At 71.9% G+C, this 17,845-nt stretch carries 17 protein-coding genes and 1 pseudogene; 9 read left to right on the top strand and 9 right to left on the bottom strand.

Features of this window, described 5'->3' with window-relative positions:
- Positions 1-65: 65 nt before the first annotated feature.
- From ACFCXS_RS12085 to ACFCXS_RS12110, 6 genes are all read right to left on the bottom strand, one after another.
- Positions 66-1,493, bottom strand: a complete 1,428-nt coding sequence (locus tag ACFCXS_RS12085; protein ID WP_376643149.1) for a TldD/PmbA family protein — start codon at positions 1,491-1,493, stop codon at positions 66-68.
- Positions 1,447-2,952, bottom strand: coding sequence for a hypothetical protein (locus ACFCXS_RS12090; protein ID WP_376643150.1), 1,506 nt, complete (start codon positions 2,950-2,952; stop codon positions 1,447-1,449). Before ACFCXS_RS12090 ends, ACFCXS_RS12085 begins: the two co-directional genes overlap by 47 nt.
- Positions 2,943-4,043: a ThiF family adenylyltransferase gene (locus ACFCXS_RS12095; RefSeq protein WP_376643151.1), complete on the bottom strand. Its 1,101-nt coding sequence runs from the start codon at positions 4,041-4,043 to the stop codon at positions 2,943-2,945. The genes ACFCXS_RS12090 and ACFCXS_RS12095 overlap by 10 nt, the downstream gene beginning before the upstream one ends.
- Entirely contained in the window at positions 4,040-5,350 is a 1,311-nt protein-coding gene (locus ACFCXS_RS12100; protein WP_376643152.1) for an ABC transporter substrate-binding protein, read from the bottom strand. Before ACFCXS_RS12100 ends, ACFCXS_RS12095 begins: the two co-directional genes overlap by 4 nt.
- Complete coding sequence (locus tag ACFCXS_RS12105; protein WP_376643153.1) at positions 5,340-6,329, bottom strand: cupin-like domain-containing protein; 990 nt, start codon at positions 6,327-6,329, stop codon at positions 5,340-5,342. The genes ACFCXS_RS12100 and ACFCXS_RS12105 overlap by 11 nt, the downstream gene beginning before the upstream one ends.
- A 97-nt stretch (positions 6,330-6,426) precedes the next feature.
- Positions 6,427-6,585 (bottom strand): hypothetical protein, encoded by a 159-nt coding sequence (locus ACFCXS_RS12110; protein WP_376643154.1) that lies wholly within the window; start codon positions 6,583-6,585, stop codon positions 6,427-6,429.
- 217 nt (positions 6,586-6,802) lie between these two features.
- On the opposite strand from ACFCXS_RS12110, the pseudogene ACFCXS_RS12115 reads away from it, so the two are divergent.
- A pseudogene (locus ACFCXS_RS12115) lies at positions 6,803-7,142 on the top strand (ABC transporter ATP-binding protein); the annotation flags it as partial.
- 11 nt (positions 7,143-7,153) lie between these two features.
- On the opposite strand, the gene ACFCXS_RS12120 reads toward ACFCXS_RS12115, so the two are convergent.
- Positions 7,154-8,323 carry a hypothetical protein gene (locus ACFCXS_RS12120; RefSeq protein ID WP_376643155.1) on the bottom strand — a complete coding sequence of 390 codons (1,170 nt, stop codon included), beginning with the start codon at positions 8,321-8,323 and terminating at the stop codon, positions 7,154-7,156.
- Positions 8,320-9,261 (bottom strand): 5-dehydro-4-deoxyglucarate dehydratase, encoded by a 942-nt coding sequence (locus ACFCXS_RS12125; RefSeq protein ID WP_376643156.1) that lies wholly within the window; start codon positions 9,259-9,261, stop codon positions 8,320-8,322. The genes ACFCXS_RS12120 and ACFCXS_RS12125 overlap by 4 nt, the downstream gene beginning before the upstream one ends.
- Before the next feature lie 265 nt (positions 9,262-9,526).
- On the opposite strand from ACFCXS_RS12125, the gene ACFCXS_RS12130 reads away from it, so the two are divergent.
- The 8 genes from ACFCXS_RS12130 to ACFCXS_RS12165 all read left to right on the top strand — a co-directional run bounded on the left by ACFCXS_RS12130 (position 9,527) and on the right by ACFCXS_RS12165 (position 17,167).
- Positions 9,527-10,336: an NAD-dependent epimerase/dehydratase family protein gene (locus ACFCXS_RS12130; protein ID WP_376643157.1), complete on the top strand. Its 810-nt coding sequence runs from the start codon at positions 9,527-9,529 to the stop codon at positions 10,334-10,336.
- A 310-nt stretch (positions 10,337-10,646) separates the two neighbouring features.
- A complete protein-coding gene (locus ACFCXS_RS12135; RefSeq protein ID WP_376643158.1) occupies positions 10,647-11,414 on the top strand; it encodes a DeoR/GlpR family DNA-binding transcription regulator in 768 nt (255 codons plus the stop codon).
- Between the two features lie 78 nt (positions 11,415-11,492).
- Complete coding sequence (locus ACFCXS_RS12140) at positions 11,493-12,866, top strand: ABC transporter substrate-binding protein (RefSeq protein WP_376643159.1); 1,374 nt, start codon at positions 11,493-11,495, stop codon at positions 12,864-12,866.
- Entirely contained in the window at positions 12,863-13,804 is a 942-nt protein-coding gene (locus ACFCXS_RS12145) for a carbohydrate ABC transporter permease (RefSeq protein ID WP_376643160.1), read from the top strand. The genes ACFCXS_RS12140 and ACFCXS_RS12145 overlap by 4 nt, the downstream gene beginning before the upstream one ends.
- The gene (locus tag ACFCXS_RS12150) at positions 13,801-14,625 is read left to right on the top strand and encodes a carbohydrate ABC transporter permease (RefSeq protein WP_376643161.1); all 825 of its coding nucleotides are present in this window, start codon (positions 13,801-13,803) and stop codon (positions 14,623-14,625) included. The genes ACFCXS_RS12145 and ACFCXS_RS12150 overlap by 4 nt, the downstream gene beginning before the upstream one ends.
- A complete protein-coding gene (locus ACFCXS_RS12155) occupies positions 14,622-15,611 on the top strand; it encodes a zinc-dependent alcohol dehydrogenase family protein (protein WP_376643162.1) in 990 nt (329 codons plus the stop codon). Before ACFCXS_RS12150 ends, ACFCXS_RS12155 begins: the two co-directional genes overlap by 4 nt.
- Before the next feature lie 70 nt (positions 15,612-15,681).
- On the top strand, positions 15,682-15,903 hold the full coding sequence (locus ACFCXS_RS12160) for a hypothetical protein (RefSeq protein ID WP_376643163.1): 222 nt from the start codon (positions 15,682-15,684) through the stop codon (positions 15,901-15,903).
- A 64-nt stretch (positions 15,904-15,967) separates the two neighbouring features.
- A complete protein-coding gene (locus tag ACFCXS_RS12165; protein ID WP_376643407.1) occupies positions 15,968-17,167 on the top strand; it encodes a TerD family protein in 1,200 nt (399 codons plus the stop codon).
- A 73-nt stretch (positions 17,168-17,240) separates the two neighbouring features.
- On the opposite strand, the gene ACFCXS_RS12170 is transcribed toward ACFCXS_RS12165, so the two are convergent.
- Positions 17,241-17,819, bottom strand: a complete 579-nt coding sequence (locus tag ACFCXS_RS12170; RefSeq protein ID WP_376643164.1) for a TetR/AcrR family transcriptional regulator — start codon at positions 17,817-17,819, stop codon at positions 17,241-17,243.
- Positions 17,820-17,845 lie beyond the last annotated feature (26 nt).

The raw sequence follows: 17,845 nt of genomic DNA on the forward strand, positions 1-17,845 counted from the left end.
TGCTTGGTCGTCTCCTCGACTGGGTCGTGCGGCGAGTGGGTGGTGGGCGTCCGGAGCCGCCGGTTTCAGGACGCGGTGTCGGCGGGCTCGATGTCGACGCCGGTCACGAGCAGCGTGGGTCCGCCGTCTCCCACGGGGACCTCCTGGCCGTACTTGACGCAGGTGGCCGGGCTCCCCATGGCGAAGTCGTCGCCGAGACCGCGGATGCCGCTGAGAACGGCCACCACTTCACCGGTGACGACGGCATCGGACACCGGCTCCGCGAGCGCGCCGCGCCGGATACGGCGGACGTCCACCGCGCCGAACGCGAACGTGCCGTCCGGGTGCACCCGTCCGCCGCCCAGCCGGGCGACGTGGAAGCCGTGGCGGACGGACGCCGTCAGCGCGGCCGGGTCGTCCGGCCCCGGCTCGACGTACACATTGCTCATCCGGGTCGACGGGGGGTGCCGGAACGACTGCCGTCGCTGTCGTCCGACGGCGTCGAGCAGAGCCGTCACCGTGCCGTCCCGGACCAGCTGTTGCAGGCGGGCGGGGGTGCCTTCGTCGTCGTGGTCGAACCCGCCCCAGCCGCCGCCTGCCGGGTCGTCGGCCACGTGCAGCCCGGCCGGGCCGATCCGGTCGCCCTCGCGCCAGGCCACCCCGGCCAGCCGGTGGGCGGCGACGTCGCCCTCCAGCGGGTGACCGAGGAGCTCGTGGACGAGTACGCCGCTGGCTCCGGCGGCGATGACGAGCGTGACGTTCCGCTCGGCGACCGGCCGGGCCGTCCTCTTGGCGGCGGCGGCGCGGCCCGCGTTCCGCCCGACCCGGACGATGTCCAGACCGGACTCCCAGGCGCCGAGGTCGCGGACGCCGGCCTTGCGGTATCCGACCACCGGGCCGCCCGCGCCGTCGATGACGGCACGGCAGGACACCAGGTGCCGTCGCTGCGCCGTCTCCAGATGGGCGAGGCCGGGCCCGAGCCGGAGGAACGCCCGGTCGGCCCCGGAGTAGGAGACGGACACCGAGTCGGTGCCGGGGGCGGCGCGCACGGCCGCCGATCGGGCGGCACGCAGCAGCTCCGCCGACGGCGCGCCGGCCGGCCCGGAACCTTGCGACTCCAGACGGCCGGCGGCCCGCAGCACGGCGGCCGCCAGGTCGTCGGTGCCGAACCCCGTGGCTCCGGCCCGGTCGGCGGCGGCACGCAGGCCGAGCCGGAACGCTTCGCCGGACAGGCTGTTGAGGCCGACGTACCCCTCGGCTTCCCGATGCCGGACCCGCACGGCGAAGCCGGCCTGCTCGTAGGGCTCCCCGGTGACGGTCGCGCTGTCGGGGACGAAACACTCGGTGCCGCGCACCCGTTCGGCGAAGAGGTCGACCCGGACCCCGGCCGTGTCCTGCGTCTCCCTCAGCCGCTCGCCCAGGGCCACCAGGTCCGGGTGGGTGCCGGGGGCACCGGCGCCGCCCGGGTCAGTGGTGTGCGACGGCGAGGGTGCCGGTGTGATCATCGCTGCCATGTGCTGCCACGCGCCATCCGTGCTCGGGGGACCATGCGCGGACGAAGCCCGCCATCCGGTAGGGGGTTGCCGTTTCCACCATCACTGCCAGGGAGTCCGGATCCGCCGTACGCGCCGCTTCGGCGGAGGCCCGGCTCACGAACGCGAGGTCCTCCTGCCGCACCTCGGCGCCGGCCAGGTCCGCCAGGAAGACGATCTGCCGCCGGGTCGCGAGGTCGAAGGCGGCGCCGGCCGTGGCCCGGATCTCCGACAGCGCGTCGGCCGGTGCGGCGCGCAGCAGGGCGGCGATGGCCTTAGTGGAGTTCGGGTTGATACCGGGATCGTGTCGGCGCAGCGCCTCGGCGAGGTCGAGCTGCTCCTGGGCCGGTGTCTCCGAGGGGTGCCCGACCCTCCGGTAACCGGCGCGCAGGTGGAAGGGGAAGAGCCGGCCCAGCGCCGACTGCGCGAAGAGGATGCGCTGTCGCGGTACGGAGCCGGGTTCCGTGCCCGGCCACATGTGCCCGTTCAGGGAGAGCCCGCGGAAGGCGGGGTGCACGATGACGCGCTCCTGGCACAGGACGGACTCGTTGATCCGGCGCAGTGTGGGCAGCGCCTCGAACTCGCGGGGGAAGGGGCGGCAGAACACCTTGACGGCGACGAGCAGTCCGCGGACGCGGACGGTGCGCACCTCGGTGACCAGGTTCTCCCAGTCGATCCACCGCTCGTCCTCGGCGCGGTAGTGGTAGCCGGCCAGCTGTTCGTAGTCGGCACGCTCCCCCGCGCTCTCGGTGAACTCCTCCTCGATCCACTGCTCGACGCGCTCGCCGGGCCGGTGGGCGCCGGTGGTCCTGCCGACCGTGCCGTCGAAGTCGAGGCGGACGTGGTCGTCCGGGCAGAGGAAGTCGTGCAGATCCTCGTGGGCGGTGGCGACGACGGCGGCGATGCCCAGGGAGCGGCAGGCCCGCTGGAAGTTGTGGGCGATGACCTTGGCCGTGGTGCGGTCGAGGTTGGAGCAGAACTCGTCGACCGCGACGAGGCCCCGTCCGCCGTGGGCGAGGCGGGCCAGGGTGAGCCGGTGGTGCTGTCCGTCGGAGAGGTGTTCGGGCCGGGACATCATCAGCCGGGGTTCGCCGAGGCCGAACCTGCCGAGCCAGGAGACGGTCTCCTCGACGTCGCTGTCGAAGAGGTCGACGACGCGGTCCGTGGGACCGATCGGCGGCAGGTCCCCGACGGTGCGCACGTCGGTGCGGCGGCACAGTTCGCGCAGCAGGCTGGACTTGCCGGTGCCGCTGAAGCCGGTGATCAGGGTGATGCCCCGGGGGGTGACGGTGACCGGCTGGAGGGTCACCGTCTCCTCGGCGGTCTCCACTCCGAAGACCTCACGCAGCTGCCACGCCCGTCGGGACAGCGGGCCGTCCTCCCGCCGGTGGCGGACCTCCAGGGTCAGGGCCCGCACGGCCGGGGAGCTGTTCAACGCCACGTTCTCTCCTCATACGTCGACGAGTTCCCCAGGTCCATGACGAACCGGGCGTTCAGGGAGCGCGTGGGGCGTTCCAGGATCACGCCGTTCAGCCACTCACCGGCCATCCAGGCCGCGGTCACGGTGTTCACGGGGGCGATCGAGGCGCTCATGACCGGATCGGCGATCGCGCTGCGGGCCACGGCGGCCACGGCTTCCATCTCCTGGGCGAAGGCCCGGTGGGCGGTGATGTCGTCCGGCCTCAGCAGCGGTCCCACGGCGGCCTCGTCGAGCCCCGCCGCCGCGAAGAGCACGCAACCGCCCCGGTCGCGGGCGGACGCGGCCAGGAGTGCGGCCAGGGTGCCGACCGGCCGGTCGGCACAGCAGAACAGGGTCCACTCGCCGGGGCCGGAAGGGGCGAGGCCGGGGATCGTGTCCTCGTCGGCGAAGACCGCGGCGGTGGTGATGCGTGCCTCCGGGTGACGTTCCAGCAGGAAGTCCCGCAGGGCCTCCGTCTTGGGCCGGCCGAGGTCGGCCTGCCGGTAGGTGAACTGCCGGTTGAAGTTGGTCACTTCGACCACGTCGTGATCGACCAGCAGCAGCCTGCGCACTCCCATGGCGCACAGGTGGGTGGCGACGATCGCCCCGGTGCCGCCGCAGCCCACGACGACGGCCTGGTGCCGGCCGATGCGTTCCTGCGCCGCGTCGGGGTCCCTGCCGGTGTGCGCGAGCCAGTGGCGCTGCTTGGTGTGCGCGTCGGTCGTGTCGGTACGCGGGAGGGGCACGAGCAGGTCACGGGCGGCGAACGCCGCCAGCAGTGTTTCCTGCCCGGGGGTGAGCACCGCGCCGGAGGCGGGCCAGCGCAGCCCTTCGGTGAGGTGCCCGGCCCACTCGCGCAGCGCGCGGTCCGCTCCTTCGACGCTGAAGCCCCTCTCGCCGATCACCAGGAGCTCCCCGGTGTCGCCGGTGGCGAGGGTCGTGCCCGCGCGCAGCATGACACCGGCGGGGAACCGCAGGAGCAGCGCCTGCGGCTCGGTGTCCTGCGGTGCGGGGGCCGCCTGTCGGCCGGGTCCGGCGGTCGCCGGCCCGTCGGTCACGGGCGGGTTCGTCATGACCACTCCCAGGGTGCCTTCGGCTGCCGGGCGAGGAAGATGCCGGGGACTTCGGCGAGAGGGACGCAGAGACTGTGGCGCGCGAGGATGCCGTCGAGTTCCGCCGCGGTCGCGTCCAGGGATGCGGGCGTCTGCGGGGCGCTGTCGTAGGCCCGCAGCACCTTCAGGTAGGACTCGAGGGCGTCATGGGTGCGCAGCGCCTCCAGGAAGACCAGGCCCCGGTACACCCCGAGCGGGTCGGAGCGCAGGCCCCGGAAGAGGTTGAGCCGCAGGTCGGCGGTGCGGGAACGGTTCTCGTAACGGTCGGGCACGAGGTCGGCCCGGATGCCTGCGGCCGCGAGCATCCGCGCTGCGGCGCGGGCGAGTTCGCGGTTCGGGTAGTAGGTGTCGTAGGCGAGCCGGTAGTGGGCGCGGGCCGGGATCCTCGGCGCGTGCGCGGGGGCGGGGGCCGTGTTCCGCGCGGCGTCGCGGAAGGCCTGGTCGAAGTCCCGTACGGGCAGGAAGCGGTGCTGCGGGAGCAGCGGGGCGGGCAGCAGGGCTCCGGTGCCGGGGGCGGCGAGTGCGTCGCGGATGGTGTGGCGGTCCTGCTCGGCCTCCGGGCGCAGCAGTTCGCCCTCGAAGCACAGCGCCACGACGATGCCCGTCCGGCGCACCCGCAGGGACGGGTGCCCGGCGAACTCGCCGACCCGGTGCAGCGGGAAGGCGGTGTCGGAGGTGACGTCGAGGCGCCCGGCCGTGAATCCCTCGAGGTTGCGTTCAGGACTCTTGACCCGGCGCAGCACCACCCGGGGAGGACCGCCGGGGGTGTGCGGGGTCCGGTCGAGGACGATCGTGCGCGGTGCGGTGCGCACGATCCGGTACCGGCCGACGCCGTCGGTACGCGTTCGGTAGGGGGCGAGTGCCGGGAGGGAGGTCAGCAGGGGGAAGCCGTGGTCGGGTTCTCCGAGCCGCACGCGCAGACGGTCTCCCCGGCTGCTGACCTGTTCGACGTGGCGCAGCCAGTAGCCGGTGACGGTGGCCGAGGCGGCCGCGCGGTCCAGGGCCCGTGCGTAGTCGTCGGCCGTCACCGGGCTCCCGTCGGCCCAGTGTGCGCCGGGGCGGAGCGCGAAGTCGTGCCGGCGGCCGTCGGCGGAGCTGTCGAACGAACTGGCGCCCGTCGGCTCGGGCCCGCGGGCCCCGGGGGCGACGAGCGGACGCGTGGTCAGGGCGGCGAGTTGCAGCCCGCTGTGGTCGCACCAGCCGGGCTGGTCCAGCGTGCCCGGCATGGAGTCGAACGCCGTGACGCACGCGTCGGGTTCAGCGGTCACCGCTCGGTGCCTCCGTCGCACCGGTGTCCGTGGCGTCCCGGTCCAGCAGGGCCCGCTCGTACTCGCGCAGTTCGGCGGTCATGTCGCGCACCCAGTCCAGCTGACGGGCGCGGAACTCCGGCCGCGCGAGTTCGTCGTGCCGCCCGGCGCCGCCGGCCACTGTGCGGACCCGGGCGTTGCGGACCTCACGGAGGATCGAGAGCGGCTCGGTGAGACGGGTCTCGAACTGCGCGAGGAACGAGAGGAGTCTGCGCTCCTCGACGAAGTTGGCGGTGAGCATGAGGTTGCGTTCGGGGTTGCGGACCTCGTGGTACCAGTCGCCGGGGATGTAGAGGGTGTCACCGGCGCGCAGGGTCACCTCGTACAAGGGGTCGGAGGATTTCCGGAGCACCTCGTCGTGGGTGCGCTCGGACCACAGGCTGTCGTCGGCCCGCAGCGCCCTGCCCGCCTCGGGGGTCACCAGTCGCAGCTCCTTGCTGCCGTCGAGGACGGCCAGCCAGGCACTGGTGGAGAACGTGTCGCAGTGCAGTCCGGTCGAGCATCCGGGCTCACCGAAGAAGATCCACATTCTTCCGAAGCGGACCTGTTCCGGGAGCCGGTCGATCCAGTCCTCGGAGAAGAGGGCGGGAATGCTGAAGTCGTCGAGGAGTTCGGGGCAGTCCCGGACGAAATTCCATTCGGCCAGATACCGCCGGTCCCGGGCGAGGGAGCCGTCCGCCGGGCTCTTCTCCCAATATTCCAGGAATTCGGCGAGCCCGCCGTCGGAAATCATATATTCATACTCAGAGCCCGCCGGGTATTCACGCACCGGGACCCGGAGTCCGCCGTACCGGCCGCGGAAATGCTCCACGGTCCAGAGTTCCCGCGCCGGCCATTCGTCCTGGAGGCCGCGGATGACCACCGGCCCGTCGAGGTCCTCCAGCGCGGTGACGGCGGAGCCGTCCAGCACACGCAGGGGTGTGGGCGAAATGGGTGCCACGCGCGACGCTCCTCGAATAGTTGAACCGAGTACCGACAACCTCCGCGCACCCGCCGCGGGGAGGGGCTCTCCCCGCGGCGGGTGGTCGGTGGTGAGATCAGCAGCGGCGGGCGAGACCCGCCACCATCGCCGGGCTGCTCAGGTCGGTGATGCGCAGCTCGATGCTCTCCCGCGCGCTCACCCGGTCCTGCTCCTGCGCCGGCTTCGGGGTCAGCTCGGCATTCTTGGCGCTTTCGACCTTCCGCGTCTTCTCCATGGGTTCCCCATTTCTCGTGGCACGAATGTCACTGGACGCCGGGTCAGAACCAGACCCCGGCGTGAAGGAACTTAGACGACGACCGGATTCCACGTCTGTGGCAGTGAATATCGTCGCGGCGGAATGTCCGATTCTCCCACCGGCCGTGACCAAAAACGGACGGCGCGAACAGTGGCCCGATTGAAGTGGCCGCGAGAGGGGAAAGAAAGGAGAATGCCTGCCCACGGGGCATCTGGAAGTTTCACATATCGAGTACTGCCTGCCGGACGGACCCTGCTCGGCGACGTGCCGTTTCGGGTCGCGGAGGGTAGCGCCATGGCGCCGGCCGGCCTCGATCGATCAGGAAAAGCAACCCTGTCACGCCTGATCGCCGGTGAACTCGCCTCATATGGAGGGACGTTGACGGTCGGCGGTCACTCCGTGCCGTGCCGTGGTTCGCCGGAAGCGTGCGGGACGAGACGACCGTGCGCGACCTCCTGACCGCCGCGCCCGGCGTCCCGTACGAGAAAGCCCGGTGGCGCCGGGTACGCGCCCTGCCGGGAGGGGAGCCGTTGCGAAGGCCGGCGCCTCACCCCTCCACGGTGCGCAGCGCCCGCGCTGTGGCCGCAAGGTCGTCGTCGGACGCCAGCCCGGCGTGGTACAGCCGCAGTTCGGTGGCGCCCCGGCGGCGTGCCTCGGCGGCGTCGGCGGCGAGGGTGCCGGGGCTGCCGCCCATCCCCGAGACGACGGGGAAGTTGGCGGCGACGACGGCGCCCTCGCGGTCCTGGCGCGCGAAGGGCGTCAGCGTGCCGGTGCCGCCCGCGCACGGCACGACCACGCCGTCCGCCACGGACAGGATGTGCGCGGGGTCGACCCCGGGGTTGGCGCCGACGTGGTACGACACGGGGTCCGCGTGCAGCAGCACCTGGAAGCCGTCGGGAGCGGCAGCCCGGACCGCCGCGACAGCCTGCTCCTGGAGGGTGCGGGCGGTTTCGTCGCGGTACGCGCGCGTGGTGTTCGCGAGGGTCTCGCCGAGGAGCTTCTCGATGCCCGCCCAGCCTCCGTCCGAGGGTGCCCCCTGCCAGACCGGCTCCAGCGCGGTCCGTACGGCGGCAGCCAGCTCGTCGGCATCCAGGCCGTGCCGGCCGTAGCCCTCGCGGCAGGACGGGCAGAAGCACAGCGCCATCAGGTACTGCCCGGCCTCCCCGAGACCGACGCCGCCGGTCTTGTCGTGGGCGTGCAGATGCTCCAGGCCGTACCAGCCGAGGGACTCCAGCTCGGTGCCGCTCGCCCCGGGCCGCACGGCCGCCTCGGCCGCCAGGTCGACGAGGTACGCGCGTGTAGCGGGCTGCGCGATGCACGGCGCCCAGGGATAGCGGTCGCCGTAGGCGTTGACGACCGAGGTGCCGGGGTGCTCGGCGCCCAGGCGGGAGTTGTGCGCGAGGACGACCCAGGTGTGCACCTCGAGACCAGCCCCGGCGAGGGCGGTGGCGGCCTCGCCGAAGGCGTCCCCCGGGGCCCATGCACCGGCCGCGTAGGGGCGCAGCTCCCGCCCGGCCCAGCGGTCGTCCGCCGGGTAGAGCACGGCGGCGTGCTCGGCGGTGATGATGCGGTGGCGCGGGTGGCGGGGCGTGAGGGCGCGGGTGGAGTGGTAGGCCGCGGCGAGCGTGACCTGCGCCACGCCGAGCGCGGCGATCCGGGCGGGTGCCTCCGGGTCGCCGTTGACGTCCCAGGGGTAGACGAATGTCGACGCCTTCACTTGGCCTCCTCCAGCAGCGCGCGGCCCCGCTCGATCACTTCGGCGAGCTGCTTCACATGATCCTCGACCGGCTCGTGCAGCGGTGGCCGTACCTCCCCCACGTCGAGGCCGCGCAGCCGTACACCGGCCTTGACCAGCGCGACCGCGTAGCCGCGGCCCTGGGCGCGCAGTTCGACGAACGGGCGGTAGAAGCCGTCCAGCAGTTTCTCCACCACGGCGTCGTCGCCGGTCCTGAGGGCCTGGTGGAAGGCGAGGGCGATCTCCGGCGCGAAGCAGAACACGGCGGACGAGTAGAGCGTGACACCGAGGGCGCGGTAGGCGAGCTGGGTCTGCTCGGCGGTCGGCAGACCGTTGAAGTAGAGGAAGTCACCCGGGACCTCGGAGCGGACGGCGCTGATGACGCGCTGCATGAGGTCGAGGTCGCCGAGCCCGTCCTTCAGGCCGATGATCCCGTCCGTGCGGGCGAGTGCGACGACCGTCTCGGGGGTGAACACGGCGTTGTCGCGCTGGTAGACGATGACCGGCAGGGCGGTCGCGGCGGCCACCTCGCGGTAGTGCCGCAGCAGTCCCTCCTGCCCGGCGACGACGAGGTACGGCGGCATGGCGAGCAGACCGTCCGCACCGGCGGCCTCGGCGAGGCGGGCATAGCGCACGGCGAGCGCGGTGCCGTAGCCGGCGCCGGCGACGACCGGCACCCGCCCGTCGACGGCCTCGACGGCGGCCCGTACGCAGGCCTCGAACTCCTCGGGCGTCAGGGCGTGGAACTCGCCGGTGCCGCAGCAGGCGAACACGGCGGCGGCTCCGGCCTCCACCCCGCGCCGGACGTGGGTGCGGAAGGTGTCGAGGTCCACGGAGCCGTCGGGGTGGTAGGCGGTGACCGGGAAGAACAGCGGCCCGCTGGGGATGTCGAGTCGAGCGGCGAGAGGGGCTGGCGTCACAAGCTCTCCCGGTTCCATATTCATAATTGACGTCTACATTTCTGAACGGCTCCACGCTAAGGTGCCGCCGTGGTGCCGGTCAAGCGCGCACACCCGCGACGCACCTGCGGATTCACCCCCTCCGCGGCATACTTGACGGGCTCCGCCCCGGATCCTTAGCGTGTCCACGCATATGAATGCCGTGCGCTCATGTGCACGTCGGCGGTCAATACGCTCGGCGGTCAGCACTCGGCGAAGCACGGTCGGCGATCAAGGAGACCCGAGGATGCCCGCTCCCCGCACCGTCCTGCTCACCGGCGCCGCCGGCGGCCTCGGCACCCTGATGCGGGACCTGCTCCCGGCCCACGGCTACGACCTGCGCCTGCTCGACCTGCGCCCGATCGAGGGCGAGCCCGACGCGATCACCGCCGACCTCGCCGACCGGGACGCCGTACGCGAGGCGGTCCGGGGCGTCGACGCGATCATCCACCTCGCGGGCATCTCCCTGGAAGCCCCCTTCGAGAAGATCCTCAAGGCGAACATCGAGGGCACCTACCAGCTGTACGAGGCCGCCCGCGAGGAGGGCGTCGGCCGGATCGTCTTCGCCTCCTCCAACCACGCCGTCGGCTATACCCCGCGGCCCCAGGGCGACGACCCCCTGATCCCGGTCGACACCCCGCGCCGCCCGGACACCTTCTACGGCCTGTCCAAGTGCTTCGGCGAGGACCTGGCGCAGCTCTACTGGGACAAACACGGCCTGGAGACCGTCTCGGTACGGATCGGCTCCTGCTTCCCCGAACCGACCAGCGTGCGCATGCTCTCGGTGTGGATGAGCCCCGCCGACGGCGCCCGCCTCTTCCACGCGGCCCTGACCGCCGAGCACGTCGGCCACACCGTCGTCCACGGCTCCTCCGCCAACACCCGCCTGTGGTGGGACCTCACCAGCGCCCGGGCACTCGGCTACGACCCGCAGGACGACTCCGAGCCCTACGCCGAGAAGCTCATCGCCGAACAGGGCGAACTGCAGGACGGCAACGAGGCGCACGCCTACCTGGGCGGCCAGTTCGTGACGGACCCGCCGATCTGGCCGTACTGACCGGACAGACTCCGAATCAGGGCGGGCGGGCAGAGAACGGGCCCGCCCGCTCGGGCATTCGGGCACGAGCCGCAGACGGCGGGGAAACGTCCTCAGAGGCGCGGGGAACTGCGCGACCAGCCACAACCCACCCGCAGACGGCCACGGACACCCCTCGCCGCCCCGCACACCCGCACGACCGAACGGGCACATCCGGGCAGGATCCCGCCCGCAACAGACCTGGCCACCGCGGAACGCCCCCTGTAGAACTTCCCCCAAGGCCCGACCGAGGGCCCGAACGGGCAGCACAGCAGGAAGGCGGGTGACGGCCATGAACAGGACCGCGGAAGAACGCCAGCGCGAGATCGTGCTGGCCGCACGGCGCGACGGCTCCGTCGACGTCACCGCCCTCGCCACCGAGCTAGGTGTCGCCAAGGAAACCGTACGAAGGGACCTGCGCGTCCTGGAGGACCACGGCCTGCTCCGCCGCACCCATGGCGGCGCCTACCCCGTGGAGAGCGCCGGCTTCGAGACCACGCTCGCCTTCCGCGCCACGAGCCACGTCCCCGAGAAGCGCCGGGTCGCGGCCGCCGCGGCCGAGCTGCTCGGCGACGCCGAGACCGTCTTCGTCGACGAGGGCTACACCCCGCAGCTCATCGCCGAGGCACTCCCCCGGGACCGGCCGCTGACCGTGGTCACCGCGTCCCTGCCGGTCGCGGGCGCCCTCGCCGAGGCCGAGCACATCTCCGTGCTGCTGCTCGGCGGCCGGGTGCGGCGCGGCACCCTCGCCACCGTCGACCACTGGACGACGAAGATGCTGGCCGGCTTCGTCGTCGACCTGGCGTTCATCGGCGCCAACGGCATCTCCCGCGAACACGGCCTCACCACCCCCGATCCGGCCGTCAGCGAGGTCAAGACCCAGGCGATCCGGGCCGCCCGGCGCGTGGTCTTCGCGGGCGTGCACACCAAGTTCGGAGCGGTCAGCTTCTGCCGGTTCGCCGAGGTCGGCGCGCTGGAGACGATCGTGACGAGCACGCTGCTGCCGGCCGCCGAAGCGCACCGCTACTCACTGCTCGGGCCTCAGGTCATCCGGGTCTGACACCCCACCCCCATCCCCCATCGGGCGCAGCCACGCCCCGTGCTGCCCCTTATCTCCCCATACATCCAGGAGCGATCCATGCGAACCCAGAGCCGACGACGGCCACCGCGAGCCCCGCTCGCCCTGGCCGCCGCAGGGACGCTGCTCGCCCCGCTGCTCTCCGGCTGCTGGGTCGGCGCGGGCGGGGCAGGATCCGGCGGCGACGCCATCAACGTCCTGATGGTCAACAACCCGCAGATGGTCGAGCTGCAGAAGCTGACCCGCGCCCACTTCACCAAGGAGACGGGCATCAAGGTCAACTTCACGGTCCTGCCCGAGAACGACGTCCGCGACAAGATCAGCCAGGACTTCGCCAACCAGGCCGGCCAGTACGACGTCGCCACCCTGTCCAACTACGAGATACCGATCTACGCCCGCAACGGCTGGCTGCAGCAGATGAACGGCTACGTCGCCAAGGACCCGGCCTATGACGAGCAGGACGTCCTGAAGCCGATGCGCCAGTCCCTCACCGCGGACGACGGCAAGCTCTACGGCCAGCCCTTCTACGGCGAGTCGTCGTTCCTGATGTACCGCAAGGACGTGTTCGACAAGAAGGGCCTGACGATGCCCGCCCACCCCACCTGGCGGCAGGTGGCGGACCTGGCGGCCCGGGCCGACGGCGCCGAGCCCGGCATGAAGGGCATCTGCCTGCGCGGCCTGCCCGGCTGGGGCGAGGTGATGGCCCCCCTCACCACGGTCGTCAACACCTTCGGCGGCACCTGGTTCGACAAGGACTGGAAAGCTCGGCTCGACTCCCCGGCCTTCAAAAAGGCGACGAAGTTCTATGTCGACCTGGTGCGCGCGCACGGCGAGTCCGGCGCCGCCCAGTCCGGCTTCGCCGAGTGCCTCAACAACATGACCCAGGGCAAGGTCGCCATGTGGTACGACGCCACCTCCGCGGCCGGCTCCCTGGAGGCGGCGAAGTCCCCGGTCAAGGGCAAGATCGGCTACGTCCCCGCCCCCGTCGAGAAGACCGGGTCCTCCGGCTGGCTCTATACCTGGGCCTGGGGCATCCAGAAGGCCTCCCGCAACCCGGACGACGCCTGGAAGTTCGTCTCCTGGGCCTCCGGCAAGGGCTACGAGGAGCTGGTGGGCGACACGGCCGGCTGGTCGAACGTCCCCGCCGGCAAGCGGGCGTCGACGTACGCCAACGCCGACTACCGCAAGGAGGCCGGGGCCTTCCAGGAGATGACCAAGGAGGCCATCGAGAAGGCGCGGCCGACCGATCCCGGCGTCCAGCCGCGGCCCGCGCCCGGGATCCAGTTCGTCGGCATCCCCGAGTTCACCGACCTCGGCACCAAGGTCTCCCAGGAGATCAGCGCGGCCATCGCCGGACGCCAGTCCGTCGAGTCGGCCCTGAGGAAGTCCCAGGCGCTCGCCGAGAAGATCTCCGAGGAGTACGAGGGACGATGACCGCCACGACAACGGCCCCCGCGGCCTCCCCCGAGCTCCGCACCCCGGTCCGCCGGCCCTCCGCCCGGCTGCGCGCCTGGGCGACCAGAGCCCCCCTGCTGCCCGCCCTGATCTTCATGATCGTCGTCACCCAGCTGCCCTTCGTGGCCACGCTGGTGATCTCCTTCTTCGACTGGAACGCCCTCTATCCCGACGCCCGGCACTTCACCGGCCTCGACAACTACCAGGAGGTCCTCACCGACCCGGACCTGCGCCACTCGGTGTGGACGACCGTCCTGCTGACGGTGGCCGTGGTGCTGGCCAGCCTGATGCTGGGACTCGTCCTGGCGCTGCTGCTGGACCGGAGGTTCCGCGGCCGGGGCGTCGTCCGCACCCTGCTGATCGCACCGTTCCTGGTGGTCCCCGTGGCAGCGGCCCTGCTCTGGAAACATGTGCTCTACAACCCTGAATACGGCCTGCTCAACGGGTTGTTGCACTATGTGGGCGGCCCACAGCCCGACTGGATCTCGAACACCCCGCTGCTCGCGGTCGAGGCGTCCCTCGTCTGGCAGTGGACGCCGTTCATGATGCTGATCCTGCTCGCCGGACTGCAGAGCCGCGACCACGAGCAGATCGAGGCGGCCCGGGTCGACGGCGCGAGCGACTGGCAGATCTTCGTCCACCTGACGCTGCCGCACCTGCGCCGCTACCTCGAACTGGGCGCCCTGCTGGGCTCGATCTACATCGTCCAGAACTTCGACGCGGTCTTCACGATCACGTCCGGCGGCCTCGGCACCGCCAACCTCCCCTACACCGTCTACCAGAGCTTCTACCAGGCCCACGAGAACGGCCTCGCCTCGGCCGCGGGCGTCCTGGTGGTCATCGGCTCGATCGTCATCGCGACCTTCGCCCTGCGCGTGGTGTCGTCCCTGTTCCGCGAGGAGGTGTCCCGCGCATGAGCGTCGTACGCCGCAACAGCATGGGCCTGCTGGCCTGGCTGGCCGGGATCGTGTTCTTCCTGCCCATCGCCTGGATGGCGCTGACGTCGTTCCACTCGGAGTCCGACGCCGCGACCAACCCGCCATCCTTCGCCGCCTCCCTCACCCTGGACGGCTACCGCGAGTTCTTCGGCGCGGGCGGCGGCGCGAGCCCCTGGCCGGCCCTCGTCAACTCCGCGGTCGCGTCCGTGGCCTCGACGCTGCTGGTCCTGCTGCTGGCGTTCCCGGCGGCGTACGCGCTGTCCGTCAACCGGGTCCGCAAGTGGACGGACGTGCTGTTCTTCTTCCTGTCCACCAAGATGCTGCCGGTCGTGGCGGGCCTGCTGCCGATCTACCTGTTCGCCAAGAACGCCGGGATGCTCGACAACATCTGGCTGCTGGTCATCCTCTACACCTCCATGAACCTGCCGATCGCGGTGTGGATGATGCAGTCCTTCCTCGCCGAGATCCCGGTAGCGGTGATCGAGGCGGCGAAGGTGGACGGAGCCCGGCTTCCCACGATCCTCGCGCGCGTGGTCGCCCCGATCTCCCTCCCCGGTATCGCCGCCACCGCCCTGATCTGCTTCATCTTCAGCTGGAACGAGCTGCTGTTCGCCCGGGTGCTCACGGGTGTGGTCGCCGAGACCGCCCCCGTCTTCCTGACCGGCTTCATCACCAGCCAGGGCCTGTTCCTGGCGAAGGTGTGCGCCGCGTCGCTCGTCATCTCCCTGCCGGTGCTCGCCGCGGGGTTCGCCGCCCAGGACAAGCTGGTCCAGGGCCTGTCGTTGGGAGCCGTGAAATGAAGGCCGCCGTCATCGAGTCCGTGGGCAAGGCCGTCGTCGCCGAGGTCCCCGACCCGACGCCAGGGCCGCGCGAGGTCGTCGTCCAGGTCGCCGCCTGCGGGCTGTGCGGAACGGACCTGCACATCCTCCAGGGCGAGTTCGCCCCGAAGCTCCCGATCGTGCCCGGGCACGAGTTCGCCGGTGAGGTCGTCGGGGTCGGCAGGCAGGTCACGGAGGTGGCGGTGGGCGACCGGGTCGCAGTCGACCCGTCCCTCTACTGCTACGAGTGCCGCTACTGCCGCACCGGCCACAACAACCTGTGCGAACGCTGGGCGGCGATCGGCGTGACGACAGCAGGAGGGGCGGCGCAGTACGCGGTCGCCCCGGTGGCGAACTGCGTGAAGCTCCCCGAGCACGTCCGCACCGAGGACGCCGCGCTCGTGGAGCCGCTGTCCTGCGCGGTCCGCGGCTACGACGTGCTCCGCTCCCGCCTCGGAGCGCACGTCCTGGTCTACGGCTCCGGCACCATGGGCCTGATGATGGTGGAGCTCGCCAAGCGGACGGGCGCGGCGAGCGTGGACGTCGTCGACGTGAACCCGGCCCGGCTGGAGACGGCCCGCCGCCTCGGTGTCTCGGCGTCGGCGGCGACCCCCGACGAACTGGACCGCCCGCAGGGCTGGGACCTGGTCGTCGACGCCACGGGCAACGCGGCGGCGATCCAGGACGGCCTGGACCGGGTGGCCAAGGCGGGCACGTTCCTGCAGTTCGGCGTGGCCGACTACGCGACCCGCGTGACGATCGACCCGTACCGCATCTACAACCAGGAGATCACCATCACCGGCTCGATGGCGGTGCTGCACAGCTTCGAGCGGGCGGCGGAACTCTTCGCGGGCGGTGTGCTCGACCCGGACGTCTTCATCAGCGACCGCATCCCGCTGGAGCGGTACCCGCAGGCACTGGAACAGTTCGCGGCGGGGGTCGGCCGGAAGATCGTGGTCGTGCCGTAGGCCCACCGCGCGGGGCGGGGGCGGACGAAATTCGGTGGGGCGTCCGCCCCCGCCGCCCTACGCTCACGGCATGCCACGACCCCACGGGTTCACCTACGAGCAGCACGCGGGCGGAACCGTCCGCATCAGCCACCACGGCCGCCCCGCCACCACCCTGAACGGCCCCCGGGCCACGCGGTTCCTCGCCGAGGTCGAGGCGTCCGACCCCCAGCTGGTCATGGCCCGCTGGACCGGCAACTACAAGCGCGGCAACGAACGCACCGCCCGGGACCACCCCCGCAACCGCCGGTGACCCGATTGGCCGGAAGGTAAGGGAACGGCAAAACCGCCTCGCTCGTTCACCCGGCATGACAGCTATGACCCCCGGCTCGAACATCCCCCTGTCCGCCGCCCGCGTGACGGTGGACGTCGCCGCCCCGGTGCGGCTCGACGTATCGGGCCTGCTGCTCACCGCCGACGGCAAGGTGCGCTCCGACGACGACTTCATCTTCTACAACCAGCCGTCGGGCCCGGGCGTGACGTACCGCTCGGGCGGCGGCAGTGCGCCCGACGCGATCGTGGTCGACACCACGGCCCTCCCGCCCGGCATCGAGAAGATCGTCGTGACGGCCAGCCCGGACGCCGCGGGCCAGACCTTCCAGGGCATCGAGCCGACGGCCACGATCCGCGACGCGGACGGCGGCTCCGTCCTGGCCACGTTCACGCCTCCGCAGCTCGGCGGTGAGACGGCCCTGGTGATCGTGGAGGTCTACCAGCGCAACGGCCAGTGGAAGGCCCGCGCCGTCGGCCAGGGCTACGCCAACGGCCTGGCGGGCATCGCCACGGACTTCGGGGTCACGGTGGAGGAGCCGGCCGCCGCCCCGTCCCAGCCCGTGACCCCGCCGCCGGCCCCGGTGCAGCCGCCCGTGGCCCCGCCGGTCGCCGCGCCCGCGGTTCCCCCGGCCCCGGCCACCCCTCCCCCGCCCCCGCCCGGCGCCGGGAAGATCAACCTCGACAAGGGCCGCGTCAGCCTCCAGAAGAACCAGACGGTCTCCCTGATCAAGGGCGGCCAGCCCCTGCTCTCCCAGGTCCGGATGGGTCTCGGCTGGGAGCCGGCCTACCGCGGCAAGGACATCGACCTGGACGCCTCGGTCATCGCCTACGGGCCGCAGCGCAACCACATCGACAGCTGCTACTTCGGCAAGCTCCAGATCGTGGGCGGCGCCATCCGGCACTCCGGCGACAACCTCACGGGTGAGGGCGGCGGTGACGACGAGACCATCATGGTCGACCTCGGCCGCCTGCCCCAGGAGGTCACCGGCCTGGTCTTCACGGTCAACTCCTTCTCCGGCCAGAAGTTCACGGAGGTCGCCAAGGCCTACTGCCGCCTCCTGGACGGCACCACCGGTGAGGAACTGGTCCGCTTCGACCTCACCGGCGCCGAGCCGCAGACGGGCGTGCTGATGGCCAAGCTGATCCGCCAGTTCTCCGGCGAGTGGGAGATGACGGCCATGGGCGACTTCGTGAAGTCCCGCACGGTCAGGGGAATGGTGAAGCCGGCGGCACAGGCCCTCTGACCCGCCCGAAAGCGACCTCCGTGGACGCCCCCTGGCAAGGGGGCGTCCGGCTCACCGGGGGGGGCGTCTCCACTCATCGGCGACGCCCCGCCATCAGCCCCTCCGTCAGCAGCGTCAGGTAGCGCCGGAGGTGCCGGCCCTCCCCGTCCGCCAGTTCCGACGCGGTCGCCATACCGTGCGCCAGCCGCAGCACGTCGACCGGCTCGACGTCCGCCCGGAGCGTGCCCTCTTCCTGCGCAGCCCGGACCAGCCGCCCTGCCGCGACCTTGACCGCGTCGCCGCACGCCGTGGTCACGAGGGAGCCGGAGTCCGTGACGGCCGGTCCCAGCAGCGCCTTCAGCCCACGCATCCGGATCATCCCGGCGCCCAGTTCGTACAGCCACTCCGTCAGCGCCTCGCCCGGCGGCAGTTCGACCGCGAGCACTTTGGCCCGGGCCGCGATCGCCTCGATACGGTCCAGACAGGCGGCCTCCAGCAGTGCCTGCCGCGTCGGGAAGTGCCGGTACAGCGTGCCGGAGCCGACCCCGGCACGCTTGGCGATGTCATCGAGCGAGGCGCCCTCCCCGTGCTCGGCGAAGGCCTCCACGGCGACGGCCAGCAACCGCTCGTGGTTGCGCCGGGCATCCGCCCGCATGGGCCTGACCAGCGCCACGCGACCACTCCTCAGAACCGGGGACT

It is taken from the genome of Streptomyces sp. NPDC056373, assembly GCF_042262425.1.
Classification (GTDB): domain Bacteria; phylum Actinomycetota; class Actinomycetes; order Streptomycetales; family Streptomycetaceae; genus Streptomyces.